Raw genomic sequence first — 22,320 nt, 5'->3', positions numbered from 1 at the left:
CGGCGTCCCCCGCAACCGGACCCACCCCGCCATCCCACAGGAAACCCGCTTTTGCTTCGGCAGTTGCTGTTGCCGTTGCTTCGGCTTCGGCAGGTGCAGGGCGCAGCCCTGCCGACCCACCCTCTTACTGCTGCGGATCTCGGGTGATGTGGATGTCTGTTGGCGTGGACAACGGAATGTCCCGCTCGGCCAGGATCTGCAACAGGCTGAAATACAGATCACTGCGCGTGCCATACACCTGTCGCGGGCTGGCCACGTAGGCGAAGCTGTTGATGGTGATCTGGCCGCCAGCGATGCTGTCGATGTACACCGACGGCGCCGGCTGCTGCAGTACCGTGTTGTGGGCACCGTAGGCATCCAGCAGCGCCTGTCGCAGGCTCGCAACGTCGGTGCTGGCCGGCACCGCGAACTGGATCTGGATGCGGCCCTGGTTGTTGCCCATCGTCATGTTGCGGATGGTCTTGGTGATCAGTTCGGAATTGGGCACGATCAAGGTGGATTTGTCGCTCACCTGGATCTCGGTCGAACGCACGTTGATGCGCTTGATATCACCTTCCTGGTCACCCAGCTTCACCCAGTCACCGATCTTCACCGGCCGCTCGGTCAGCAGGATCAGGCCGGAGACGAAGTTCTGGATGATCGCCTGCAGGCCGAAGCCGATACCCACCGAGAGCGCGCTGACCAGCAGCGCCAGGTTCTTCAGGTTCAGGCCCATCGCGGTCAGCGCCCACAGGCCCACCAGGATGATGCCGACGTAGCCGGCGATGGTGCTGATCGAATTTCGTGCACCCAGGTCGAGTTCGGTCTTGGGCAGGTAGGTATCGGTCAACCAGCGTTGCAGCAGTTGGGTCAGGCCCATGCCCACCAGCAGCACCAGCACGCCGGTGACGATGCGGCCCGGCTGCAGCGTCAGGTCCTTGTTGATCTCGATGCCATTGGCCAGCGAGGCAATGCGTTCAACGATCGTGCCGATGTTGCCGAACGGTGCGGCCAGCGCCAGCAGGGCGATCAACACCACCAGGGTGCGCAGCATCGCCGACAGCAGCACGCCCGCCTGTTCCAGCTTCGACACGCTCAGGCCGGTGCTGAGCAGGATGGTCTGGCCAACCTTGCTGTCGGCGTTGAGCAGCCAGGTGGAGAAATCGTCGACGAACTTGAACAGCAGCGTTGCCGCCAGCACCACGATGCTGCCGCCGATCAGCTGCTGGTTCACGAACTTGGCGAAGTTCACATAACCCAGCAGGGTGGCGATGATCGCGGCGACCACGGCGATGTTGCCGGCCACGCGGGCCAGCACCAGCCAGCTGCTGCGTCGTACCGGCAGCTGTGCGCCAAGACCGTCGGCCTGTGCTTCCAGCTTCGCCTCGGCCTCGGCGGTCTGCCGCCGATGCAGGCGCGCCAGGGTCACCAGCATGGCCATGATCAGGCCCAGGTAGGTCAGTGCGATCACGCCGTCCAGCGCCACCGTGGTGACATCGCTGGTGCGCGTGGCGCGATCAAGGGCCACCAGCACCGTGCTCAGCCAGGCCAGTGCCGCAGCACCCCAGGCGTACTTGCGCAGTTTCAGCGCGGCGGTGTCATCGAGGTTCAGCAGCCGCCACGAGGGCCGCTTGGGCACCAGCAGGCAGGCGCTGAGCGCGGAAATGAAGGCCGCCGCGAACGTCGCCGCCTGCACACCTTCAGCCACGCTCTGCAGTCGCGGCGGAATCGCGCCGATGGCATCCAGCGCGGCCACCAGCACCACCACGGCGTAACCGGGCAGCAGGGTGCCTACCAGCAGCAGCCACATGGCCAGGCCGGAGCGGCGCAGGCGGCCGTCGGGGGCGCGCTCGGACGCGGCGAACCGGCGCCCCAGCGCGCGCAGCCACAGGCGCAGCGGGAACATCATCACCAGTGCCGCCGCCAGCCCCAGCAGCAGCGTGCCCCAACCATGGGTGGCGATGGCCGTGGTCAGCGCAGCACGGCCCTGCTGGGCCAAGGGCGTGACGCGGGCGATGTCGTTCGGCAACTGGTCGGCCACCTGTCGCCATAGCGTTGGCGACAGCGGCGAGGCGACCTTGCGCCCCAGTTCCTCGGTGCGCTGCGCGTTGCGCTGCTTGTCGATGTCCGCGCTCAGCTGCTGCGCACGCACGGCGCTGGACTTCGCCTGGGCAATCGATGCCACCAGGGCATCGCGCTGGCGGGTCAGCGTGCGCCGCTGCGCGGCCAGCTCCGGCGGTTCAGTGGTGTCCTTGGGCGCATCGCCCAGCTGCGTCAGCTGCTCGTTGAGCTGGTCCAGCTGCGGCTGCAGGGTCTTTTCCAGCGCCTCGGCATCGCGCTTGGCCTGTGATGCATTTTCCGAAAGCGTGCCCAGCGTTTCGGTGGCCTCGGCGTCAACGCGCTTGCGCTCAACATCCTTCAGCGTGCTGTCGATCTGCGCCAGCTGCTGCTTCGGTGTGGGGTCATCATCCTGGGCCAGCGCCGGCACAGCCAGCAGCAACGTGCAGCACAACAGCAGGCCCAACCACGGGCCACGCACCAGGATCGTTCGGAAGAAGGAAGACAAGCCAGCCACACCGGTTCACGCGGACCACCGCGCCTGCGCGCGACTATACGGCAGGTGCTGTAAACGGCGGATGCGCAGGAGCTGGTGGGTGGCGGCGGCTCAGTACTTCAGCCGCAGCTCTTCCACCTGTGGCTGCTGCAACGCGTACCACTCCTGGAATTCTTCCTCGGTGATCTCATCCGGTGCGTACACCGCGATCGGGTGCCAGGCATGCTCGGTCGGCAACGGCTGGCGCGGCCCGGCGCGCAGGCTGTAGGCCACGCCTTCGTAGTCCACCAGATCGTCGACCTGCGGCCACTGCTCGCGGGCGAACTGGGTTTCACTCTTCAACAGGATCACCTGGTACATCGGCACCTCCACTGCGGTTGGATCGGAAAAACGCGGCGCTGGCGGAAGCATACCGCTGCGCCGATGACGGCACGCGCTCCGTCGGGGCGACGGAACGTTCTGGACATGGCCATCGCCCTGGCTTCACCCGCCCGTGGCAGTGTCCTCGTCATCGTGGAGGTCCTCTCCTGCCACGCCTGACAATGACCGACCTGCCGCCCCTGAAGACCGTCACCGACCTCAAGCTGCCCCGCTACCTGGGCACCTGGTACGAGATCGCCCGCCTGCCGATGCGCCACGAGCCGGAGGGCTGCACCGATGTGTCGGCCCATTACCAGCTGCTCGACAACGGCAACGTGGGTGTCACCAACCGCTGCCGCATGGACGGCGAGGTCGAGGAAGCCACCGGTGAGGCCTGCGCCATCGACAACGACAGCGCGCGGCTGGAAGTCAGCTTCCTGCCCAAGGGCCTGCGCTGGCTGCCCTTCGCCAAGGGTGACTACTGGGTGATGCAGGTGGCGCCGGACTACAGCGTGGCCCTGGTCGGCAGCCCGGATCGCAAGTACCTGTGGCTGCTGGCGCGTGAGGCCCGGCTGGATGCCACCGTGCAGGACCATTATCTGGCAGCCGCACGCCTGCAGGGCTTCGATCTGTCCGAACTGATCCAGACCCCGCATACCGGCCACCCCACCGCCTGAGCACGAACCCGCATGGACCTGAAAAGTGGTTACCCGTGGTGGGCGGTGCGCAACGGCCTGATCCAGGCCTTCCCTCCGCTGGAACAGGATCTGCAGTGCGATGTACTGGTGGTCGGTGGCGGCATCACCGGCGCGCTGATCGCCGATGAGCTGTCGGCCCATGGGCACGACGTTGCAGTGATCGAGCAGCGCGACATCGGCTGGGGCAGCACCGCAGCCAGTACCGCGTTGCTGCAGTACGAGATCGACACCCATCTGCTGGAGCTGACTTCGCAGTATGGCGAGGACGCTGCAGCGCTGGCCTACCAGGCATGCGCGGATGCGATCCCGGCCCTGCGCCAGGTGGCACGCGGCCTGAGGGACGTGGATTTCAAGCAGATGGACAGCCTGTACCTGGCCAGTCGCCGCCGTGACGTACCGCGGCTGATGGCCGAAGGCGAGGCGCGCCGTGGCATCGGCCTGGATGCGCGCTGGCTGGACCGGGAGGCGCTGCAGGAACGTTTCAGCGTCGATGCCGGCGGCGCGTTGCTGACCCGCCAGGCCGCGCGCGTGGATCCGTACCGTCTGGCCTATGGCCTGCTCGAGCGTGTGCGTCGGCGCGGCGGCGTGGTCCACGACCGCACCGTGCTGCATGACCTCACCCCCAGCGCGCGCGGCGTGACTGCGCGCACCGAATCCGGCATGCAGATCCGCGCCCGCCACGTGGTGCTGGCGATGGGCTATGCCAACCAGCAATGGCTGGACCCGCGCGTGGCCCGCAACCGCAGCAGCTACGCCTTCATCACCGACCCGATCAACGCCGACGAACTGGGCTGGCTGCAGCGCACGATGGTCTGGGAGAGCGCGCGTCCCTACCTGTACCTGCGCGCCACCGGCGACCGCCGGCTGCTGGTGGGCGGGCTGGACGATGCCATCGATATTCCCGCCCGCCGCGATGGCCGGGTGGAAAGCAAGGCCCGCAAACTGATGAAGCAGCTGCTGCAGTGGTTCCCGCACCTGCAGCCGACGCCGGCGTTCTCGTGGGCGGGCACCTTTGCCGAGACCGCCGACGGCCTGCCGTTCTTCGGGCCGCATAAGCAGTGGGGCCCGCGGGTGCAGTTCGCCATGGCCTACGGCGGCAACGGCATCACCTATTCAATGATCGGTGCCGGGCTGCTGCGGGCCGGGATCGAGCGGCGCCGACACCCGCTGCAGGAGCTGTTCGGATTTGCGCGGCTGGGGTGAGGTTGCCGGCCAGCGGCCGGCACTACCCTCATCGGCAGGCGACAGGCATCATTCAAGCAACGCCTGCTAGCGTCGGCCTGTACCGCCGCGTGCTGCGCGGCCCCTCTCCGTTGGAGCGCCGTCATGATCCGCCCCCTGACCCTGCTGCTGTGCCTGGCCGCCCTGCCCGGGACCGCGTTGGCGCAGTCCGCCGCCGGCGCCACCGCGCCGCAGGCCTCCGGCCTGGACCTGTCCGTGCCGCAGACGCCGATCCGCTATCTCAACGATCCGACCCTGCAGCAGGATCCGCCGGGCACGTTCTACGGCGACAAGACCGGCCCGCGCGTGAATGGCGACGGCAGGATCGCCGACGTGACGGATGACAAGGTCAAGGTGTCCGGCAGCTTCACCACCGGCATCGGCTACGCCAAGAATTACGGCAACACCCACTACAACGCCGCCACGCTCAACCTCAGCAAGAACTACACCAACGATGAAGGCAAGACCCGTGGGGTCAACGTCAACATCCACGTGAGCGAAGGCAAGGGCCCGGGCTTCTTTGGGCCGTATGGTGGTGGTGGCTACTACGGTGGTGGCCCGGGCTATTGGGACTACCCGCCGCCTTACGGCTGGTAAGGGCTTGGTAGTGCCGGCCGCTGGCCGGCAACCTCCGGATGTCGGAAACACCGTGCAGCCGCCGGCCAGCGGCCGGCTCTACCCGCCATCAATCGGTAGGTGTCGACCTTGGTCGACACGCTCTTCCGGCCCTGTGCCGACCAAGGTCGGCATCTACCGAAGCGCAGCTCAACCCAGCCGGCGGCCGGCTCTACCCGGTAGGTGTCGACCTTGGTCGACACACCCACCCCAGCAGGCATCAATCCAGCCAGCCATCGCGCTCGCTGTGCAGAATGCGGCCGTCATACCCACTCAGGCGCACTTCCACGCGCTGGTTGCGGGCATTGCGGGCTTCCAGCGACCATGTCGCACCGTCGCGTTCCAGCGAATGGATTTCACGCAGTCCCTGCGACTGCGCCATGGCCAGCACCTGTTCGGTACTCAGCAATGCGCGGCTATCGTGCTCGTCGAAGATCTCGCCGGTCTTCGGGTCCACATACACCTCGCTGAAGCGGCCGTCGGCGCGGCTGACGTCGGCTTCCCACAGGCCGTCATCGCGCTCGATCTCATGGATCTGGGTGTAGCCGGCCTTGCGCAGGGTCTGTTCGACCTGGGCCATGCCCAGCGGTGCGGCCTGGGCGGCGGGAGTGACGGCGAACGCGACGACAGTGGCGAGGGTGAGCGACTTCAACATGGGGGTTCTCCTGTTTGGTGCCGGACCATCCCGGCAACGCCACGATGCGCCGCGCGGTTAACAGCCACTTAGCCAGCGCTGTTAGCCAACCGTTAGTCGGCGGCGGCACACTGGTGCCTGTTCCCCATTCCCCATCATCCACGTGCCGATCCTGTCTTCCCTGCCCTTGCTGCTGGCGCTGGCCAGCGCCCCGACCGCCACCGGCCCTGCCCAGGACCCGGCGCAGCAGGTCGCGCGCCGGGCCGTGCAACAGGGCCGCTACGTGCCGCTGGAAAGCGTGGTGCGCGATGCACTCAAGCGCCACCCCGGCCAGCTGCTGGAAGTGGAGCTGGACGATGGCGTTTACGAAGTGGAGATCCTGCGCGCCGACGGCGTGGTGGTGGAGCTGGACTATGATGCGCGCAACGGCAGGCTGCTGAAGACGGAGCTGGACGACTGATGCGCATCCTGTTGGCCGAAGACGATGCCGCGTTGGCCGAGCGCCTGCAGCCGCTGCTGGAACAGGCCGGTTACGTGGTCGACGTGGTTGCCGATGGTCGCCAGGCCGAGGAGATCGGCCAGGTGGAAGACCTGCAGGCCGCCATCGTCGATCTGGGCTTGCCCGGGCTGGATGGCCTGAGCGTGATCGAGCGCTGGCGCGGCAATGGCCGCGACTTCCCGGTGCTGGTGCTGACCGCACGCGGACGCTGGCACGACAAGCTGGCCGGCTTCGATGCCGGCGCCGACGACTACCTGACCAAACCCTTCCAGGCCGACGAACTGGTGCTGCGCCTGCGCGCGCTGATCCGTCGCAGCCATGGCCACGCCAGCCCGCGCCTGCAGTGCGGCCCGCTGCAGCTGGACGTCAATGCCGGGCGCTTCGACCTGGACGGCCAGGCACTGGCGCTGAGCCCGCAGGAGTTCCGCCTGCTCAGCTACTTCATCCACCACAGCGGCCAGGTGATCGGCCGCGACCGTCTGGGTGAGCACGTGTTCGATGGCGGCCACGATCCCGATTCGAATGCGCTGGACGTGCTGCTGGGGCGCGTGCGCCGCAAGCTCGGCACCGACCTGATCCAGACCGTACGCGGCCAGGGCTGGCGGTTGGCCGCGCCGTGAGCCGGCAACCGTCACTGCGACGCCGACTGCTGCTGGCCGGTGGCATCGGCCTGCTGCTGGTCTCGGCACTGGCCAGTGCGCTGCTGGGCGAACTGTTCAAGCGCAGCGCGCGCGACCGCCTGGACAACGAACTGCAGCAGGACATGCTGACCCTGCTGGCGCAGGCCGAGATCGATGCCGATGGCCAGCTGCAATTGCGCCAGGAGCCCAATGACGCGCGCTTCCAGCGCGTGTTCTCCGGTGCTTACTGGCAGATCGCCGATGGCAGCGGCAAGGTGCTGCTGCAGTCGCGTTCGTTGTGGGACGAGACACTGGCCGCATCGGCTGCGGGCGCGGCCGCACGCAATCTTCCCGGCCCGCTGCAGCAGTCGCTGCGCGCGCGCGTGCAGCAGGTGCGCCTGCCACGCGCGAACCAACCCTATGTTGCCGTGGTCGCCACCGACCGCAGCGCACTGGACGCCGACGTCGCCGCGTTCCGCCAACGCAGCGCGATGGCGCTGGCGGTACTGGTTGCGGCGTGGCTGGCGGTACTGGCCAGCCAGGTGCATTTCGGCCTGCGCCCGCTGCAACGTCTCGGTACGCAGTTGGAACGTGTGCGCCGCGGTGATGCACAGCGCATCGATACGGCGGGACTGGGCGCTGAAATCGCGCCGCTGGGTGACGAGCTCAATGCGCTGCTGGACCACCAGCAACGAATGGTGGCGCGCGCACGTACCAGCGCACAGGACTTGGCGCATGCGCTGAAAACACCGCTGAGCGTGCTTGCCGCCGAAGCCGATGGCGAAGGCCGCGAGTGGCGCGCGACGCTACGTGAGCAGGGCGCGCGCATGCAGGCCAGCGTCGATCGCTATCTTGCCGCCGGACTGACCGCCGATCATCGCGAGCGCACGCCGGTGGCAGCGGTGGCACAGGCGATGTGCAGGCTGATGGCACGGGTACATGGCGAGCGTGCGCTGCAGTTCCAGGCCGAGGGTATTGCCAGCGACCTGCAGTTCGCCGGCGCCAGCGCCGACCTGGAAGAAATGCTTGGCAACCTGCTCGACAACGCCGGCAAGTGGGCACAGCAGGACGTGACAGTGACAGCGCGTGCGGACGAAGGGCAGTTGCGCATCGACGTGCGCGATGACGGCCCGGGTCTGGCAGCCGAGGCGCTGGCGCAGGTTACCCAGCGCGGCGTGCGGTTGGATGAGCGCGAAAGCAGCAGCGGCCTGGGGCTGGCCATCGTGGGTGATATCGCTGCCAGTTATGGCGGACGGTTGACGTTGGAGAATGCGCAACCGGGGTTGCGCGCGACGCTGTGGTTGCCGGTGGGGTGACGCGCCGCTGCGCTCGCCGGGCATGGCCCGGCGCTACCGGATCACGCGCCACCCGGTAGGTGTCGACCTTGGTCGACACGCATCAAGAGCGCCGACCAAGGTCGGCATCTACCAAAGCAGTGCGTCAGTTCCGTGGGTTATCGTGCACCCCGGTAGGTGTCGACCTTGGTCGACACGCATCAAGCATCAGCGGTGGTGCATCCACCAGCAGTCGATGGCATCCAGCACGATGTGGATCATCAGGCCAATCCCCACCAGCCGCGTCTTCTTCGGCACGCACAGGCCCGCATACACGACAATCGCCGGCGCGGTATGCAGCGGGTGGAAGCCGATGCTGCAGCGGTTCGGGGCGTAGATCGGGTCGGCCAGCAGATGGTCCAGGTCGATGATCCAGCCCAGCAGCAGCAACAGCCACGCCGACGCAAAGCGCTTGCGCCAGAACAGCCATGCCAGCAGGGCTGGCACGGCGGCATGCAGGAACAGGTGGAAGATCGCGCGTGCGCTCATCGGCAACGGTGGCGCCGGGCAGGCCCGGCGCCGTCCATCAGACCAGCGGTTCGTCGGACAGGTAGGTGTAACCGGTCAGGCCCGCTTCCAGCGCTTCAGACAGCTCCTGCGCGCGCTCCGGCGACAGGTCTGCCGATGCCACGCGGTCGGCGTAGGCCGCACGCAGGTCATCCAGCTTGTAGCCCACGTAGTCCAGCATCACGTCGGTGGTGTCGCCGCGACGCTGCTGGGTGATGGCGTAGCCATCGGCATCGGCCAGCACTTCCACCGCATCGGTATCACCGAACAGGTTGTGGATGTCGCCGAGGATTTCCTGGTAGGCACCGACCATGAAGAAACCGATGCGGTAGCTCTCGCCGTGCTTGATCGCGTGCAGCGGCAGCGAGCTGTCCAGGCTTTCGTTCTCGACATAGGTCTTGACCATGCCATCGGAATCGCAGGTCATGTCGGCGATGATGCCGCGGCGATCCGGCGTCTCGTTCAAGCGCTCGATCGGCACGATCGGGAACACCTGGTCGATCGCCCACGCATCGGGAATCGACTCGAACACGCTGAAGTTGACGAAGTACTTGTCGACCAGGCGCTCGTTCAGTTCATCCAGCGCCGGACGATGGCTCTTCTCGTCGTAGCTCAGGCGCGCACGCACGCCATGGGCGATGGCATAGAACAGATCGTCGATGCGCGCACGCTGCGGCAGGTCGATCTGGCCCAGCGCATAACTGGACAGGCCTTCGGCGTGGAAGTGCTGTGCTTCCTGGAACAGTTCCACCGCCGGACGCACGTCCAGCTCTTCGTGGATCTCGCGCAGGTGGCGGATCGAGGCCGGCTCGTCGTCGTGCTGATCCGGCACGCGGCCTTCCTGCGCCTGTTCCACTTCGGACACGTTGGCGATCAGCACCGCGTGGTGCGCGGTCATCGCGCGGCCGCATTCGGTGACAATACGCGGCGGGGTCAGGCCGTGTTCTTCGCAGGCATTGGCCAGCGGCTGCACGATGTTGCTGGCGTACGAATTCAGGCCGTAGTTGATCGAGCAGAAGCTGCGCGAACGGGTGCCTTCATAGTCCACGCCCAGGCCGCCGCCCACGTCGACGTGGGTGATCTTCGCACCCAGCTGTGACAGTTCGACGAAGTAACGGGTGGCTTCGCGCATGCCGTTGGCGATGTCGCGCACGTTGGAGATCTGCGAGCCCATGTGGAAGTGCAGCAGGCTCAGGCAGTCGGCATATTCGGTATCGCGCAGCGACTTCCACAGGTCCAGCAGCTGGCGCGGGGACAGGCCGAACTTGGCCTTGTCGCCACCACTGTTCTGCCACTTGCCGGCGCCCAGCGAGGCCAGGCGCATGCGCACGCCCAGGCCCGGCTTCACGTCCAGCGCCTTGGACTCTTCCAGCACCAGCTTCAGCTCGGACGGCTTCTCGATGACGATGAAGGTCTGCAGGCCCAGCTTGCGACCGATCAGGGCCAGGCGGATGTACTCGCGGTCCTTGTAACCGTTGCAGACGATCAGGCCACCCGGGCGCGACAGCGCCAGCACAGCCATCAGTTCCGGCTTGCTGCCCGCTTCCAGGCCGAAGCCTTCACCGTGGTGGCTGGCCAGGGTGCCGGCCACGCCACGGTGCTGGTTCACCTTGATCGGGTACACAGCGGTGTAGCCGCCCGGGTAGTCCCAATCCTGCTGGGCCTGCGCAAAGGCGGCCTGCAGCTTGCCCAGGCGCTGGCCGAGGATGTCCGGGAAGCGCACCAGCAGCGGCAGCTTGGCGCCGGCCGCGCGTGCGGCATCCACCACCTTGGGCAGCGACACCACCGGGCCATCCGCCCCGGTCGGTCTCACCACCATGTGCCCGGCCTGATCCACGTCGAAATAACCATCCGCCCAGTGCGGGATCGAGTAGGTCTTGCGGGCTTGGTCGAGGGACCAATCGGTCATTGCAGTCGGCCTTGTGGCAAATAAAAGGGGGGGCATGATAACGCCTATATGCCCACAGGTTCGTTATCATGCGCGCCCGCGCCCGCGGCAGGTTCCAACCTGAACGGGCCGATCCGTCCGGATGCGTGGCACCCCGCCTTCAGCCCGGCTCCATCCCTTCCGAACAGGAATGCTTTCCCATGACTGACAACAGCAACTGGTACATCGAACACTTCGAGCGCACCGGCTCGGCCATCGGCTACCGCATCACCGGCAAGCTGGACGAAGTGCAGTCGCCGTTCCAGAAGATCGAGATCTTCCAGACCACCGACTGGGGCAACCTGATGACCATCGATGGGGCCATCATGCTGACCAGCAAGGACAACTTCTTCTACCACGAGATGATCAGCCACCCGGTGCTGTTCACCCACGCCGCGCCCAAGCGCGTGGTGATCATCGGCGGCGGCGACTGCGGCACCCTGCGCGAAGTGCTCAAGCACAAGGGCGTGGAGAGCGTGACCCAGTGCGACATCGACGAGCAGGTGACGGTGATGGCGCGCAAGCACTTCCCGGAACTGTGCGATTCCAACAACGACCCGCGCGCCGAGCTGATGTTCGATGACGGCGTGGCCTACATGGCCAACTGCCCGGCCGGCAGCGTGGACGTGGTGATCGTCGATTCGACCGATCCGGTCGGCCCGGGCGAAGGCCTGTTCAACAAGGCGTTCTACGAGAGCTGCTTCAAGGCCCTGAAGGACGACGGCATCCTGGTGCAGCAGTCCGAGTCGCCGCTGATGCAGCTGGACCTGATCAACGAAATGCGCGCCGAAATGGGCAAGGCCGGCTTCGGCTCGTTCAAGACCCTGCCGTTCCCGCAGCCGTGCTACCCCACCGGCTGGTGGAGCGTGACCCTGGCGCGCAAGGGCGACAGCAGCTTCGACTTCCGCCAGGCCGATTCGGCCGCCAAGACCTTCGACACCCTGTACTACACCGCCGCGCTGCACACCGGCGTGCTGGTGACCCCGCCGTTCGTGAAGGCGGCGCTGAAGGGCTGATCCTGTAGAGCCGAGCCCATGCTCGGCTGCTTCTGCGCGAAATGCAGCCGAGCATGGGCTCGGCTCTACAACAGAACGCGCAGGGCCCAAAAACAAAAACCCGCGCTGGCGACAGCGCGGGTTTTTGCCTTCTGTAGAGCCGAGCCATGCTCGGCTGCTCTTCGGACAGGTTGCGGTAGACCAAGCCGAGCATAGGCTCTGCTCTACAACATGCCCCGCGGAGTCCTGTAGAGCCGAGCCACGCTCGGCTGCTTTTCCCTCACAGCGCCCAGATACCAGCGATCACCGCCACCACCAGGCCCCACTTGATCACCTGGTAGGCCACCACGCTGCGCTCGCGCAGGGCCTTGGCCTTCAGCCGCACCTTGTAGACGCTGCCGAAGGCCTTGTTGACGCCACCGGTCGGGTCACCCGGCAGGTTCGGCGATGCGCCGCCGGCCAGCAGCGTGGACGCCACCAGGCGGTTGAACAGGCCCGGCAGGCCGAAGCGCAGCGGACGGGCGATATCGCAGAACAGGATCACCCGGTCATCGGGCGTCTCGTTGTGTGCGTGGTGGATGTAGGTCTCGTCGAACATCATCCACTCGCCGTCGCGCCAGCTCTTCTTGATGCCATCCACTTCGATGTAGCAGGCATCGTTGTTGGGCGTAGCCAGGCCCAGGTGCAGGCGCAGCGAACCGGCGAACGGGTCGCGGTGCGGGCGCAGTTCGCTGCCCGACGGCAGCTGCGCGAACATCGCCGCGCGCACGTCCGGCAGCGATTCCAGCAGCGCGGTGGTCTTCGGGCACATCGCCTTGGCCGACGGGTGCGAGGGGCCGTACCACTTCAGGTAGAAGCGCTTCCAGCCACGGCGGAAGAACGAATTGAAGCCGGCATCGTTGAACGTGCTGGAGGCAGCGATCGCCTGCGCATCGCGCAGCGCCAGTGCCTCGTCGCGGATCATCTGCCAGTTCTGCCGCAGCGGCTCCAGCTGCGGGAATTCCTTGCCGGGGTCCAGGAACGGCGTGGTCGGCACCTTCGAGAACATGTACATGACCACGTTGATCGGGGCCATGAAGCTGGAGTGGTCCAGCAACTGGCGCGACCAGCGCGCACGGACCTTGCCACGGAAGTGGATGTACAGCACGCAGGACACGAACAGCGCCGCAAGTACGATTTTGATGATCAAAACACTTTCCTCCAGCACACGCCGGACAGGGAAACAGGGCGATGCGGCCGCAGGGCCGGCATCAGTGGGGGAACGCGGCAGGAGACGGGGACGTGCCGGGTGGGTGCGGCCGTCGATGTCGCGTGTAACAGCTTATGGTCGGCAGGCCGTGCGCCGGGGTCAAGCCGGGCGTGCGCGGCGCGCAGCGCTGCCGTGTGAGCGGAGACGGCCGGCCTTGCAAGCCATTGAAATTCAATGCCTTTTAAAAAAGTGAGACAGAATTGTCCGAATGTATGTGACGAACTGTTCCAGCCACGGCGCCGACATTTCTCCGACAAATCGTGGAATAGCGAACTCGCCGGTACTAAAATTGACTTAACGAAAGTTTAGCCAGTTCCCCCAGTCGTACCGGTTCGCTTGACGCTTCAGCGCCGCCCACCGGGTCGCCCGAGACCCCAGATGATCCCTTCCATTACCCCCTCCCCGTCCTGCGGCGATGACGCCGTGGCGCCGCTGCTGCTCAAGCGCGGTGAACGCTTCCTCGCCCCCGATGTCTACCGCACCTGTCTGGACGGCCGTCCGGCGGTGGTGAAGGACTACTCCCGCTACCGTGGCACCCCCGTGTCGCCGATCGCCCGGCTGATGGTGCGCCGCGAGGCGCGCATGCTGGAACGCCTGGGCGGCTGGAAGCACGCCCCGGCCCTGCTCGGCACCCTCGGCGGCCTGGCGCTGGGCATGGAATTCATCCCCGGCCAGACGCTCAGCACCGCGCAGGCGGTGGGCAATGAAGTGTTCGAGCAGCTGCAGCACGCGATCACCCGCCTGCATGCCGCCGGCATCACCCACAACGACCTGCATGGCACCAACGTGGTGGTCAGCGCCGGTGTTCCGGTGCTGCTGGACTTCACCTCGGCCTGGCGCGTACCGCGCTGGCTGCGCCGCAACCCGCTGAGCCGGCAGCTGAGCCGCAGCGACATGAAGAATCTGCTGAAGATGCGCCAGCGCGTGACCGGCCAGGCGCCGAGTGCCGCGCAGGCCGCGCTGGTGGCTGACCCGGGTTGGGTGGCTGCTGTGCGGCAGGGCTGGAAGCGGTTCTACAAGTGGGCCAAGCGCCGGTAGAGGTCGAGCTTGCTCGACCGCTTTTCTGTAGAGCCGAGCCCACGCTCGGCTGCTCTTTGCACCAGCCGAGCGTGGGCTCGGCTCTACAAAAGCGGCTTACAACGCGTCCGCGTCCAGCTCACCCGTACGAATACGCACCACACTGCCCAGGTCGTACACGAACACCTTGCCGTCGCCGATCTTGCCGGTGCCCGCCGCCTTCACGATGGCTTCCACCACCACTTCCACCTGATCGTCGGTCACCGCCACTTCCAGCTTCACCTTCGGCAGGAAGTCGACCACGTACTCGGCGCCGCGGTACAGCTCGGTATGGCCCTTCTGGCGACCGAAGCCCTTCACTTCCGTCACCGTGATCCCGGTGACCCCGCGCTCGGCCAGCGCTTCGCGCACGTCGTCGAGCTTGAACGGCTTGATCACCGCCATGACCATCTTCATCGTCTATCTCCTGTATTCCGGCGTGGAGGATAGCGCCTGAACGCGGCCGGTGCGAAACCCGCAGCGCCTGTCCGGCAGCCCGGGGCCAGCAGTATCCTTACTGCCGAACAGCCGTGGCCGCGCCGGATGCGCAGGCCCACCACCCCACGGAGCACCCCATGATCGACCTGAACCAAATCGATGACCTCGCCCGTCGCCTCAGCGACCTGGTGCCGCCGGGCCTGCGCGAATCGCGCGAGGAACTGCAGGCCACCTTCAAGAGCGCGCTGCAGGCGGGGCTGGCCAAGCTGGACCTGGTGACCCGCGAAGAGTTTGAAGTGCAGCGTGCGGTGTTGTTGAAGACCCGCGAGAAGCTGGATGCGCTGGAAACGGCGGTGCGCGAGCTGGAAGGCCGCAGCAAGGCAGAATGAAAAAAGGAGGCGCACTGCGCCTCCCACTTACAGAGTATTTCCCTGACGGGGCCTTGCCGCAAGGCCCGCCCGGCGCCCTAGACTCGCCGGCCTGTCGATCCGGCAGGACAGTCAGGGGCAGTGCCGATGGCACAGGACACCGAATGGACACCCGTTTCGCATGACACCTGCGACCAGGTCGCCGGGCCGTTCTACCACGGCACCCGCGCTGACCTCGCGGTGGGCGGGCTGCTGAGCGCAGGATTCCGCTCCAACTATCGCGACAGCGTGGTGATGAACCACATCTACTTCACGACGATTGCCAAGGGCGCCGGGCTGGCTGCGGAGATGGCCAAGGGTGAGGGGCGACCGCGTGTGTATGTGGTGGAGCCGACCGGGCCGTTCGAGGACGATCCGAATGTCACCAACAAGAAGTTTCCTGGGAATCCGACACGGTCGTATCGGAGTGCGGAGCCGTTGCGGGTTGTTGGGGAGATTGCGGAGTGGGAAGCCTACGACGCGGAGTTCGTTCGGCAGTTGAGGGAGTTTGTGGCGTCGGGGAGTGGGGAGATCATCAACTGATGGAGGAATGAGGCTGACTCGACAAGTCGGCGTCTTCTTCCGCAGGGCACGGTTGCGCGCGTCTTCTTTCCTCTCAACCGCCAAAGAGAATTAAAAATGGGTCTGGCGCACATCACAACTGCTTACGCTAAGAGCGACGTATCGTCAGCCCGGAGAGAAGTGGACCTCATTCCAAGCTTGCTCCGCGAGTCGCCAGTTTCGCGATGAATAGCGCAGGCAGTCCGGTAAGCGCATGAGCGCACCCTCTCTCTACACTCACTTCGACTTTCCAAAGCAGTAGCCCGACTTATACCTCACCCAACTAATCACGCTGAAGGAAATCAGAAACTACGCACCGGCCATCCTTGCCGTCACCGGCCAGCCTGCGGGGCAGATCGCGCCTTCCGATAGCGCCCACCAAAAAAGCCCTATGTTCAGATCAGGCAGGGCATTCGACAAGGGCATCCCTCGCTCAATTTCCTGCGCTGACAGATACATGCGCACAAGTAGTGCTTCCGCACTGGCGTCTTAAGGAATTTAGGGATCTTGAAAGGTTAGATCAAACTCTCTTCCGAACAAAAAAAAGAATCCACACACGACTTGGCGAGAAGCGGCCCATTCCGATGGTCCGCGGTACATCGATAAACGCTAGACTTAGCTTGCGGCCTCCATAGCGCCGGGATAAGGGGACATACATGGAAATTCGACTCAGTCATGGAGCGGTACGCGTGTTGCCGTTCCTAAGCTCTGATGCTTACTCTCCGCTAGGAGGGCCACAGGAATGACTGCGCCTGCATATCAGTTCAGGCAGCGACTGAAGGGAGCTTGGCTGCACATTCTGGCTGCCACTCGAGCATTCAAGCGCCTACCTTCGGAAGAACAGGGACTCGAGACGCTTACACCGGTTCTGCTTGAACCAGCGCAATCTAGGCGCTACGAGCAGGAAATGGCGAGAGCCATGACCAATCCGCATGTGCGCAACATCGCAATCACCGGCGGGTACGGCGCGGGGAAGAGCAGTCTTATCCGAACATTCAAGGAGAACCACCGCGGCTTTACATACGCGTCGGTCTCGCTAGCGACATTTCGGAAAGATGGCATCGTTGCGGAAAGCGCAGATGAAGCGGAGATGCCGCCGCTCGGTAGTGCGCGTTCCAAAGCACAAAAATCTGCCGATGAGGATGTGCGCCTCCTAATCGACCGCATCGAGGAAACCATCGTTCAGCAGCTCCTATACTCGGTCCCCGCAACCAGCCTCCCTCGCACTCGCCTTAAACGAATCATCCAGCCATCCCGCTACCGAGCCTGGCTCACTACATTCTGCCTTAGTCTGGCCATCCTGGCTGGAGCTAGGCTTTACTTGTTCGGGGCCAATCCGCCCAAAAACTTAACTCTCAACTGGCTCGCCACAAAATTAGCATGGCTACCGCCCTATTGGGCACTTGCGATGGTGTTCGCCGCAGCAGTGTGGATCGTATATCAGCTCGTACGATCCATGTCATTGCTCAACATCGACGGCTGGTCAATTAAGGGCGGCAAAATCGAAAGCCTCCAGCACAGCTCTGTACTCCACAAGAATGTTGATGAAATAATATATTGCTTTCAGAGCAGCAACATTGATGTAGTGATAATTGAAGATCTAGACAGATTCGGAATACAGGATGTTTTCTTTCGACTTCGCGAAATCAACGCCATAGTAAACGAGTCCCCCCAGATAAAGCGAGATATCCGCTTTATCTATGCACTGAATGACGAGCTCTTTGCGGGAAGCGAGAAGACCAAGTTCTTCGATGTCGTTCTTCCGGTGGTGCCAGTGATCAATAAAGAGAACTCGCATGCCAAGATGATCGAACTTTTAGGTCAGCGAATTCTAGACGGAAAATCATTCGCGCAGCGAATTGACGACGAACTCGTGGAGACCGTCTCCTATCGTGTCGACGATATGCGACTTGTAAAGAACATAGTCAACGAACTCGATATTTTTGCGAATATTTTGGCTACAGATCTCCCGTTGGCTTGGAACAAACTATTCGCGCTCATTGTTGTAAAAAACCTTCACTCGGATCAGTACTGGCAACTCTCAAAGCGCACAGGATTTCTGTATGAGCTAATCTCTGGCTACTCGTCGTGGCGAAACAAGTGCTCCGAGGAATTAAGGCTTAAAATCGCCGAAATCGAGCGCTTGCAGGCGCGCAAGATCAAAGACGCCGCGACCAGTAGATCGGAGCTAAGGGCATGCGTTTGGTATCACGCCCAGTTGCACGCTAACTCTCACAATGCCAGCCATATCCACTGGAATGGCAATCACGTTTCCTTCATGGAGTTCTTAGAGGATGGCAGGTTCACGGAACTGGCGACAGCTAGCCAAACGATGCAGTTCGTAGCGAGTGGTTCGCGCACAGGCCAGTGGTTCCATATGCCGTCGGTTCTTCTCGAGACGAATTACCTTGAGCGACTCGGCGTAGTGGAGGCCGACAACGGCGAACTCCAAAGCCAAATAGCAGCAACGCACGAAGCGCTAAGAGATTTGCACAAGCTTCCGCTTTCTGATGCCCTGCGCGGCGGTTACCAGGAGGAATACACTAAGGAACTGTCGGAAAATGAAACTATTCGCTACCTACTAGTCGCTGGCCACCTTGATGAGGACTACGCCGATTATCTTGGACACTTCTACGGCCATGCGATTGGCCGCGATGATATGGAGCTAGTCCTGAAGCTTAGGCAGGGCGAGGTTTGCGATGTGCAGGCAAATATTAAGGAACCCGTCAAGCTTCTGAAGAAGATTCGGCCACGGAACATTGATCAGGGCAGAGGCATCATCGCTGAGCTGTTGCTCCACCTAGCAATCAGCTACCGTGACACAAAAATACCCACTAACGTTGATCACCTCCAACGCATCTTAAGCGACGCCCTAGACCACCTGCCTCGCTTCCTTCAATCTCTCGACGTCCTAATTGAAAGAAATGAAGCGGCGGCGCTAGTTCAAGCCGTCTTCCATCTTCGATCCAACCTATTCAGCTCTATCCTCACGAGTCAAGATCCATCGTTAGACTCCCCAGTCCCCAGCCGCGTCCTGGCCGTTCTCAGCGCGCTTGAACTTGCTCAGCTTAAAGCTATCAGTGAGTCCGACTCCTCTTTCAAGAAGCGTATTGAAGCGCTTCATGATGTGACGTTGCTAATTACGCATCTACCCCGAACATCCCCTGGGTGGCGGTGGATCGGCGAAGCGCAGGTACGCTTCAGTAGACTTAATCAAAGAACGTCGCCAGAAGTGCTTTCCGAGCTGATTGCGCTGGACGCGCTTTCACCTAGTGTATCAATGCTAAGGCTTGTGGCCCTTAATGGTCAGCAGCCCCCAGAACATCAGCCGCCGGTTACAATATCTCAACTGATTGCATCAGAGCGCATTTCCGGACTTCGCGAATTCATTACGAAATACGCAGACACCATTATTAGCGAACTGGTCGCCCAAGCGGTGAAGCTGGATGAGTCAGCCGATGTGGTTCTGATGGCAACTAAAGCGATCAAGGACAACGAAAAGCTGGCGCGTCGCTACTTTACCTTGACTTCGTGCTCGTTCCCTGCACTGGATGATCTTGATCCGCACTTATGGGATAGCGCCATGCGTGCCAACAGGATCACAGACAGGGTCGGCGCTCTAAAATCATACGAGGCTCAAAGGCCACGCACTGGCGACAACTTGAAAGATGAGATTGATGAGAGAGCGATCCGAATCATTCTCAGTGACTACGCCACGCAGGATGCAGAGACGCTTGGTCGGGCACTGTGGACTGGCAAAGAGGAAGATGAGCGCTTACAAGAGTGGATTGCAACCGAGTCCAACCTAGACGACGAGGCAGTTCTCGCCCTTACTTCAACCATGGTTATTACCGCTTCCGAGATTCTGACCGACGCTGTCTCTGACAGCCGGCTGCGCCTATTGGCTCAACACGGTCGGCTTGAGCTTTGTGAGAGCATTTGGACCGTGCTCGCCGAGCGGGATTTCACTGCATTGGCCTCCTATGTTGGGTGCCAATGGAATGACGTACGCCTAACTGAATTGGAGTCGCGAATCGATTTCCCGCTTGCCACTCGCCTCTACCTAGTTGGCGCAATGCCTATTGACGATGCGCTGCGAGTCTTTGCGGTAATGGGCGAGGATCTACTCAACGAGAAGGAAGAAGTTCTTGGTCATCTAGCCGAGCAAGCCACGAAGGCTGGCATGGCTTTCCAGATCGGCCTCGCTGAATTGGCCTCCAAGAAGTTGCAGTCTGGGACCTATGAGAAAAAATGGACAATGAGCCTTCTCGTGCAAGCGATGCCGGTCATATCTTGGCCGGTGGCGTCAGTTGCTTTGATCGCCCTTGGTGGAGACCTGGCCAGATTGGCTGAAGGCCGGAGCGTCGAGATACCCCATACTGATGGGGTCCCGAGGTTGCTTAATGCGCTCAAGGATCGCGGATTTGCCTCAAGCTCTAGCCCGGGCAAGAATGGCACTAAGGTCAATATGAGACGAAAGCTAGGCGACCAAATGCGGACCTAGCACTAGTGACGGCTCTGGTTCACTACTCAGGCAATGACATTCTCAAGTCCCCTTGCATAGGCAACCGTCGGCGCCATGGCTGAGCTTTGTCGTATTTCCCTCACCTAGTGTCGTCCAGAGGATGAACCGGGCGGACTCATCACACAAAGGCCAAGAGTCCTGCCCTCAACGCGTCTCGCAGCGCTGGCCCCTATGCGACAATGCTAAAAACGTCTCGGGCTTTGGCGGCATTGACCCCAACCCCTTGGCATTTCCAACAACATCAGGCAACTCTGGTAGGGCCACCGACAACGGGTGGCCGGGCGTCGAAAACCCGATTGCTGTTGTTGTTTACGCTTGTCAGCCGGCACCACCCCGCGTGGTGCCGGCTGGCAATCCGTCTGCCGGCTATGGCGGGCGGTGCGTGGGGGTCTTGTACCCGCCGGCCTTACAACAGCAACCGGTTTTCGAGCCACGCATCGTCCGCCACCTTTATCGGTGGCGGCTTCTGCCTGCTTGCACGGAGCCTGCCATGACCACACCGCACTCCCCTCACCCGCGCCCCATCCAGGAAGCGCCCTCGCCCGCCCCTGCCCTGGACCCCAACAGCCTCATCGCCATCCTTCGCAGCATCGGCGCAGGCGCTGCGGCCGACGGTCAGCCGTGGCCCGAACACCATCACCTGCGCAGCAGGCAGATGCAGTTGTCCGACGCCGACTGCGCGCTGACGGGCCAGCGCGTCGTGCAGGAGATCCTGCTGGCGGCCGAGCGCACGCGCCAAAACGGTGAGCCCGATCAGTACGTGGGCGACCGGGTGATGGAGGGGCTGGTGATGGCCGATATCGCACTTACCGCCTTCATCCACGAACGGGTGCGGCCAGGGGAGTGACAGCGCGCTTGTGAACGTGGCCTTCTTCCCATTCCCGGCGCTACGAATGAAGAGGCGCGGCCTTGCCGCTGCGGCACTGTGCGTCCTCTTGGCCATCGTAGTGTGGATGCACTGGCCCAAACCTGCAGGCGAGCAGGTGTGGGCCTATCAAACGCTGCATGCGTTCGATTACCGGTTGCTGCGAAGTGATGCGCTCGGCTTCGTGGCCGCGAAGGCCCAGGAAGGTTTTGAACTGCACACGCGCTATTCCGAAGCGACATCCTTCGAGATCCGGTGCAAGGGCGTTCGGGTGCTGGCGGTGGAGAACGCATCGCCGCGCGTGGTGATCCGAATCCCTACGGATGCATTGCGGCGTGCGCCTGATATCGCATACCTGCACGCCAACTTCCGCCGTTGGCTGAGCCAGGACCCGAGCCGCGCGCGGTTGCTGGTGGCGCCTGACGAGCCGTCGTGGTTCGAGGCGAGGTTGCGTAGCGTCACAGGGCGCGTGCCCCGCAAGCAGCGGTGCGGGCTCGACGCTACCGTTGACCCGCACCGCTCGTAAGGAACGGTGCGCTGGCAGAAGCACTAGCCGGATGACCGGCCAGTCAGCATCACGCGCTGCAGGATCGCTACCGGGGCTTCTTTGGCTGCTCGTCGGGCCGGAGCATAGGCTGCGGCCTGGCCCAACAGAAGCACGGTCAGCACGCCAATCGCGAGAAATGGCGCCTCGATCCTGGCTACCTCGTAGTACCGGGCCACGGCCATGTTCAGACCGATGGCCAGTGCGGTGCCGACAGCAGACCCGGCGGCGGTGAGAATCAGGTTCTCCACCAGGAAGTACCGCAGGATGTCGGATTTGCGGGCGCGCAGTGCGCGCCGGATACCGATCTGACGATACCGCTTGCGGACCCAGAAGCTGGCCAGTCCATACACGCCCGTTGCAGTTACCACCAACAGCGCCAACCCGGAGCTCAGGAACATGATCGCCATGGTTTGATCGTGGCGGAAGTAGTCGGCGCGCAGCTCCCGGAACGAGATGCTGCGGGCGATGGTGCGGTTCGCATCGCGCTGCGACAACGCGGCCTCACTGGACGCAATCACGTCCGCCACTCGCCCATCCGCAGCACGGATGGTGAACATCACGCGGGGCCCGTCCGGAATCAACGGCAGGATGAGTGACATGTCATTGTCTGCATCGGTCTTCAGAACAGGCCGGGAAAAGCGTCTTGACCACGCCGACCACCTGGATGGGGTGCTGCGCATCGGCATACAGGAACTTGCCGACGGCGCCGCCCCCCGGAAACAGCTTGTC

General features: G+C 63.4%; 21 protein-coding genes. 13 read left to right on the top strand and 8 right to left on the bottom strand.

Features of this window, described 5'->3' with window-relative positions:
- Window positions 1–124: 124 nt before the first annotated feature.
- Window positions 125–2,554 (bottom strand): DUF3772 domain-containing protein, encoded by a 2,430-nt coding sequence (locus tag AC27VL_RS13040; RefSeq protein WP_488766811.1) that lies wholly within the window; start codon window positions 2,552–2,554, stop codon window positions 125–127.
- A 90-nt stretch (window positions 2,555–2,644) separates the two neighbouring features.
- The gene (locus AC27VL_RS13035) at window positions 2,645–2,893 is read right to left on the bottom strand and encodes a hypothetical protein (RefSeq protein WP_488766810.1); all 249 of its coding nucleotides are present in this window, start codon (window positions 2,891–2,893) and stop codon (window positions 2,645–2,647) included.
- 182 nt (window positions 2,894–3,075) lie between these two features.
- Between AC27VL_RS13035 and AC27VL_RS13030 the strand changes: the two genes are divergently transcribed.
- The 3 genes from AC27VL_RS13030 (at window position 3,076) to AC27VL_RS13020 (ending at window position 5,409) form a co-directional block, all read left to right on the top strand.
- Window positions 3,076–3,570 (top strand): lipocalin family protein, encoded by a 495-nt coding sequence (locus AC27VL_RS13030; protein WP_488766808.1) that lies wholly within the window; start codon window positions 3,076–3,078, stop codon window positions 3,568–3,570.
- A 12-nt stretch (window positions 3,571–3,582) separates the two neighbouring features.
- On the top strand, window positions 3,583–4,794 hold the full coding sequence (locus AC27VL_RS13025) for an NAD(P)/FAD-dependent oxidoreductase (RefSeq protein ID WP_488766806.1): 1,212 nt from the start codon (window positions 3,583–3,585) through the stop codon (window positions 4,792–4,794).
- A gap of 123 nt (window positions 4,795–4,917) precedes the next feature.
- A complete protein-coding gene (locus AC27VL_RS13020; protein ID WP_099819724.1) occupies window positions 4,918–5,409 on the top strand; it encodes a hypothetical protein in 492 nt (163 codons plus the stop codon).
- A gap of 238 nt (window positions 5,410–5,647) precedes the next feature.
- Here the strand turns inward: AC27VL_RS13020 and AC27VL_RS13015 are convergent, their stop codons facing one another.
- Window positions 5,648–6,082 carry a PepSY domain-containing protein gene (locus tag AC27VL_RS13015; RefSeq protein ID WP_191077693.1) on the bottom strand — a complete coding sequence of 145 codons (435 nt, stop codon included), beginning with the start codon at window positions 6,080–6,082 and terminating at the stop codon, window positions 5,648–5,650.
- Between the two features lie 148 nt (window positions 6,083–6,230).
- Between AC27VL_RS13015 and AC27VL_RS13010 the strand changes: the two genes are divergently transcribed.
- Genes AC27VL_RS13010 through AC27VL_RS13000 form a run of 3 tightly spaced genes read left to right on the top strand, consistent with a single transcriptional unit; the run spans window position 6,231 to window position 8,496 of the window.
- Window positions 6,231–6,521, top strand: coding sequence for a PepSY domain-containing protein (locus AC27VL_RS13010; RefSeq protein ID WP_191077731.1), 291 nt, complete (start codon window positions 6,231–6,233; stop codon window positions 6,519–6,521).
- The gene (locus AC27VL_RS13005; protein WP_089237460.1) at window positions 6,521–7,180 is read left to right on the top strand and encodes a response regulator transcription factor; all 660 of its coding nucleotides are present in this window, start codon (window positions 6,521–6,523) and stop codon (window positions 7,178–7,180) included. Before AC27VL_RS13010 ends, AC27VL_RS13005 begins: the two co-directional genes overlap by 1 nt.
- Window positions 7,177–8,496, top strand: a complete 1,320-nt coding sequence (locus AC27VL_RS13000; RefSeq protein ID WP_488766803.1) for a sensor histidine kinase — start codon at window positions 7,177–7,179, stop codon at window positions 8,494–8,496. The genes AC27VL_RS13005 and AC27VL_RS13000 overlap by 4 nt, the downstream gene beginning before the upstream one ends.
- Before the next feature lie 186 nt (window positions 8,497–8,682).
- On the opposite strand, the gene AC27VL_RS12995 is transcribed toward AC27VL_RS13000, so the two are convergent.
- Both AC27VL_RS12995 and speA read right to left on the bottom strand, forming a co-directional pair.
- A complete protein-coding gene (locus tag AC27VL_RS12995) occupies window positions 8,683–9,003 on the bottom strand; it encodes a DUF6122 family protein (RefSeq protein ID WP_191077690.1) in 321 nt (106 codons plus the stop codon).
- Window positions 9,004–9,040: 37 nt separating this feature from the next.
- Complete coding sequence (gene speA, locus AC27VL_RS12990; RefSeq protein ID WP_088101771.1) at window positions 9,041–10,930, bottom strand: arginine decarboxylase; 1,890 nt, start codon at window positions 10,928–10,930, stop codon at window positions 9,041–9,043.
- 179 nt (window positions 10,931–11,109) lie between these two features.
- Here speA and speE point away from each other — a divergent pair, with 179 nt between their 5' ends.
- Window positions 11,110–11,964 carry a polyamine aminopropyltransferase gene (gene speE, locus AC27VL_RS12985; protein ID WP_488766801.1) on the top strand — a complete coding sequence of 285 codons (855 nt, stop codon included), beginning with the start codon at window positions 11,110–11,112 and terminating at the stop codon, window positions 11,962–11,964.
- A gap of 259 nt (window positions 11,965–12,223) precedes the next feature.
- On the opposite strand, the gene AC27VL_RS12980 is transcribed toward speE, so the two are convergent.
- Window positions 12,224–13,129 carry an aspartyl/asparaginyl beta-hydroxylase domain-containing protein gene (locus tag AC27VL_RS12980; protein ID WP_049465655.1) on the bottom strand — a complete coding sequence of 302 codons (906 nt, stop codon included), beginning with the start codon at window positions 13,127–13,129 and terminating at the stop codon, window positions 12,224–12,226.
- 441 nt (window positions 13,130–13,570) lie between these two features.
- Between AC27VL_RS12980 and AC27VL_RS12975 the strand changes: the two genes are divergently transcribed.
- The gene (locus AC27VL_RS12975; protein ID WP_089237465.1) at window positions 13,571–14,230 is read left to right on the top strand and encodes an RIO1 family regulatory kinase/ATPase domain-containing protein; all 660 of its coding nucleotides are present in this window, start codon (window positions 13,571–13,573) and stop codon (window positions 14,228–14,230) included.
- Window positions 14,231–14,326: 96 nt separating this feature from the next.
- Here the strand turns inward: AC27VL_RS12975 and AC27VL_RS12970 are convergent, their stop codons facing one another.
- Complete coding sequence (locus AC27VL_RS12970; protein ID WP_032977217.1) at window positions 14,327–14,665, bottom strand: P-II family nitrogen regulator; 339 nt, start codon at window positions 14,663–14,665, stop codon at window positions 14,327–14,329.
- A 158-nt stretch (window positions 14,666–14,823) separates the two neighbouring features.
- Between AC27VL_RS12970 and ubiK the strand changes: the two genes are divergently transcribed.
- From ubiK to AC27VL_RS12945, 5 genes are all read left to right on the top strand, one after another.
- Window positions 14,824–15,075, top strand: a complete 252-nt coding sequence (gene ubiK / locus AC27VL_RS12965) for a ubiquinone biosynthesis accessory factor UbiK (RefSeq protein WP_089237467.1) — start codon at window positions 14,824–14,826, stop codon at window positions 15,073–15,075.
- Window positions 15,076–15,201: 126 nt separating this feature from the next.
- Window positions 15,202–15,636 carry an NAD(+)--rifampin ADP-ribosyltransferase gene (arr, locus tag AC27VL_RS12960; protein ID WP_488766798.1) on the top strand — a complete coding sequence of 145 codons (435 nt, stop codon included), beginning with the start codon at window positions 15,202–15,204 and terminating at the stop codon, window positions 15,634–15,636.
- 760 nt (window positions 15,637–16,396) lie between these two features.
- On the top strand, window positions 16,397–20,158 hold the full coding sequence (locus AC27VL_RS12955; RefSeq protein ID WP_488766796.1) for a YobI family P-loop NTPase: 3,762 nt from the start codon (window positions 16,397–16,399) through the stop codon (window positions 20,156–20,158).
- A gap of 511 nt (window positions 20,159–20,669) precedes the next feature.
- Entirely contained in the window at window positions 20,670–21,026 is a 357-nt protein-coding gene (locus tag AC27VL_RS12950; protein ID WP_488766795.1) for a hypothetical protein, read from the top strand.
- A gap of 46 nt (window positions 21,027–21,072) precedes the next feature.
- A complete protein-coding gene (locus AC27VL_RS12945; protein ID WP_488766793.1) occupies window positions 21,073–21,570 on the top strand; it encodes a cold-shock protein in 498 nt (165 codons plus the stop codon).
- A gap of 23 nt (window positions 21,571–21,593) precedes the next feature.
- Here AC27VL_RS12945 and AC27VL_RS12940 read toward each other — a convergent pair whose 3' ends face one another.
- Window positions 21,594–22,190: an ABC transporter permease gene (locus tag AC27VL_RS12940; RefSeq protein ID WP_488766792.1), complete on the bottom strand. Its 597-nt coding sequence runs from the start codon at window positions 22,188–22,190 to the stop codon at window positions 21,594–21,596.
- Between the last annotated feature and the right edge of the window lie 130 nt (window positions 22,191–22,320).

The sequence above is a fragment of the Stenotrophomonas sp. 14P6.2.3 genome (assembly GCF_057799055.1).
This window is presented reverse-complemented; position numbering and strand designations above follow the sequence as displayed.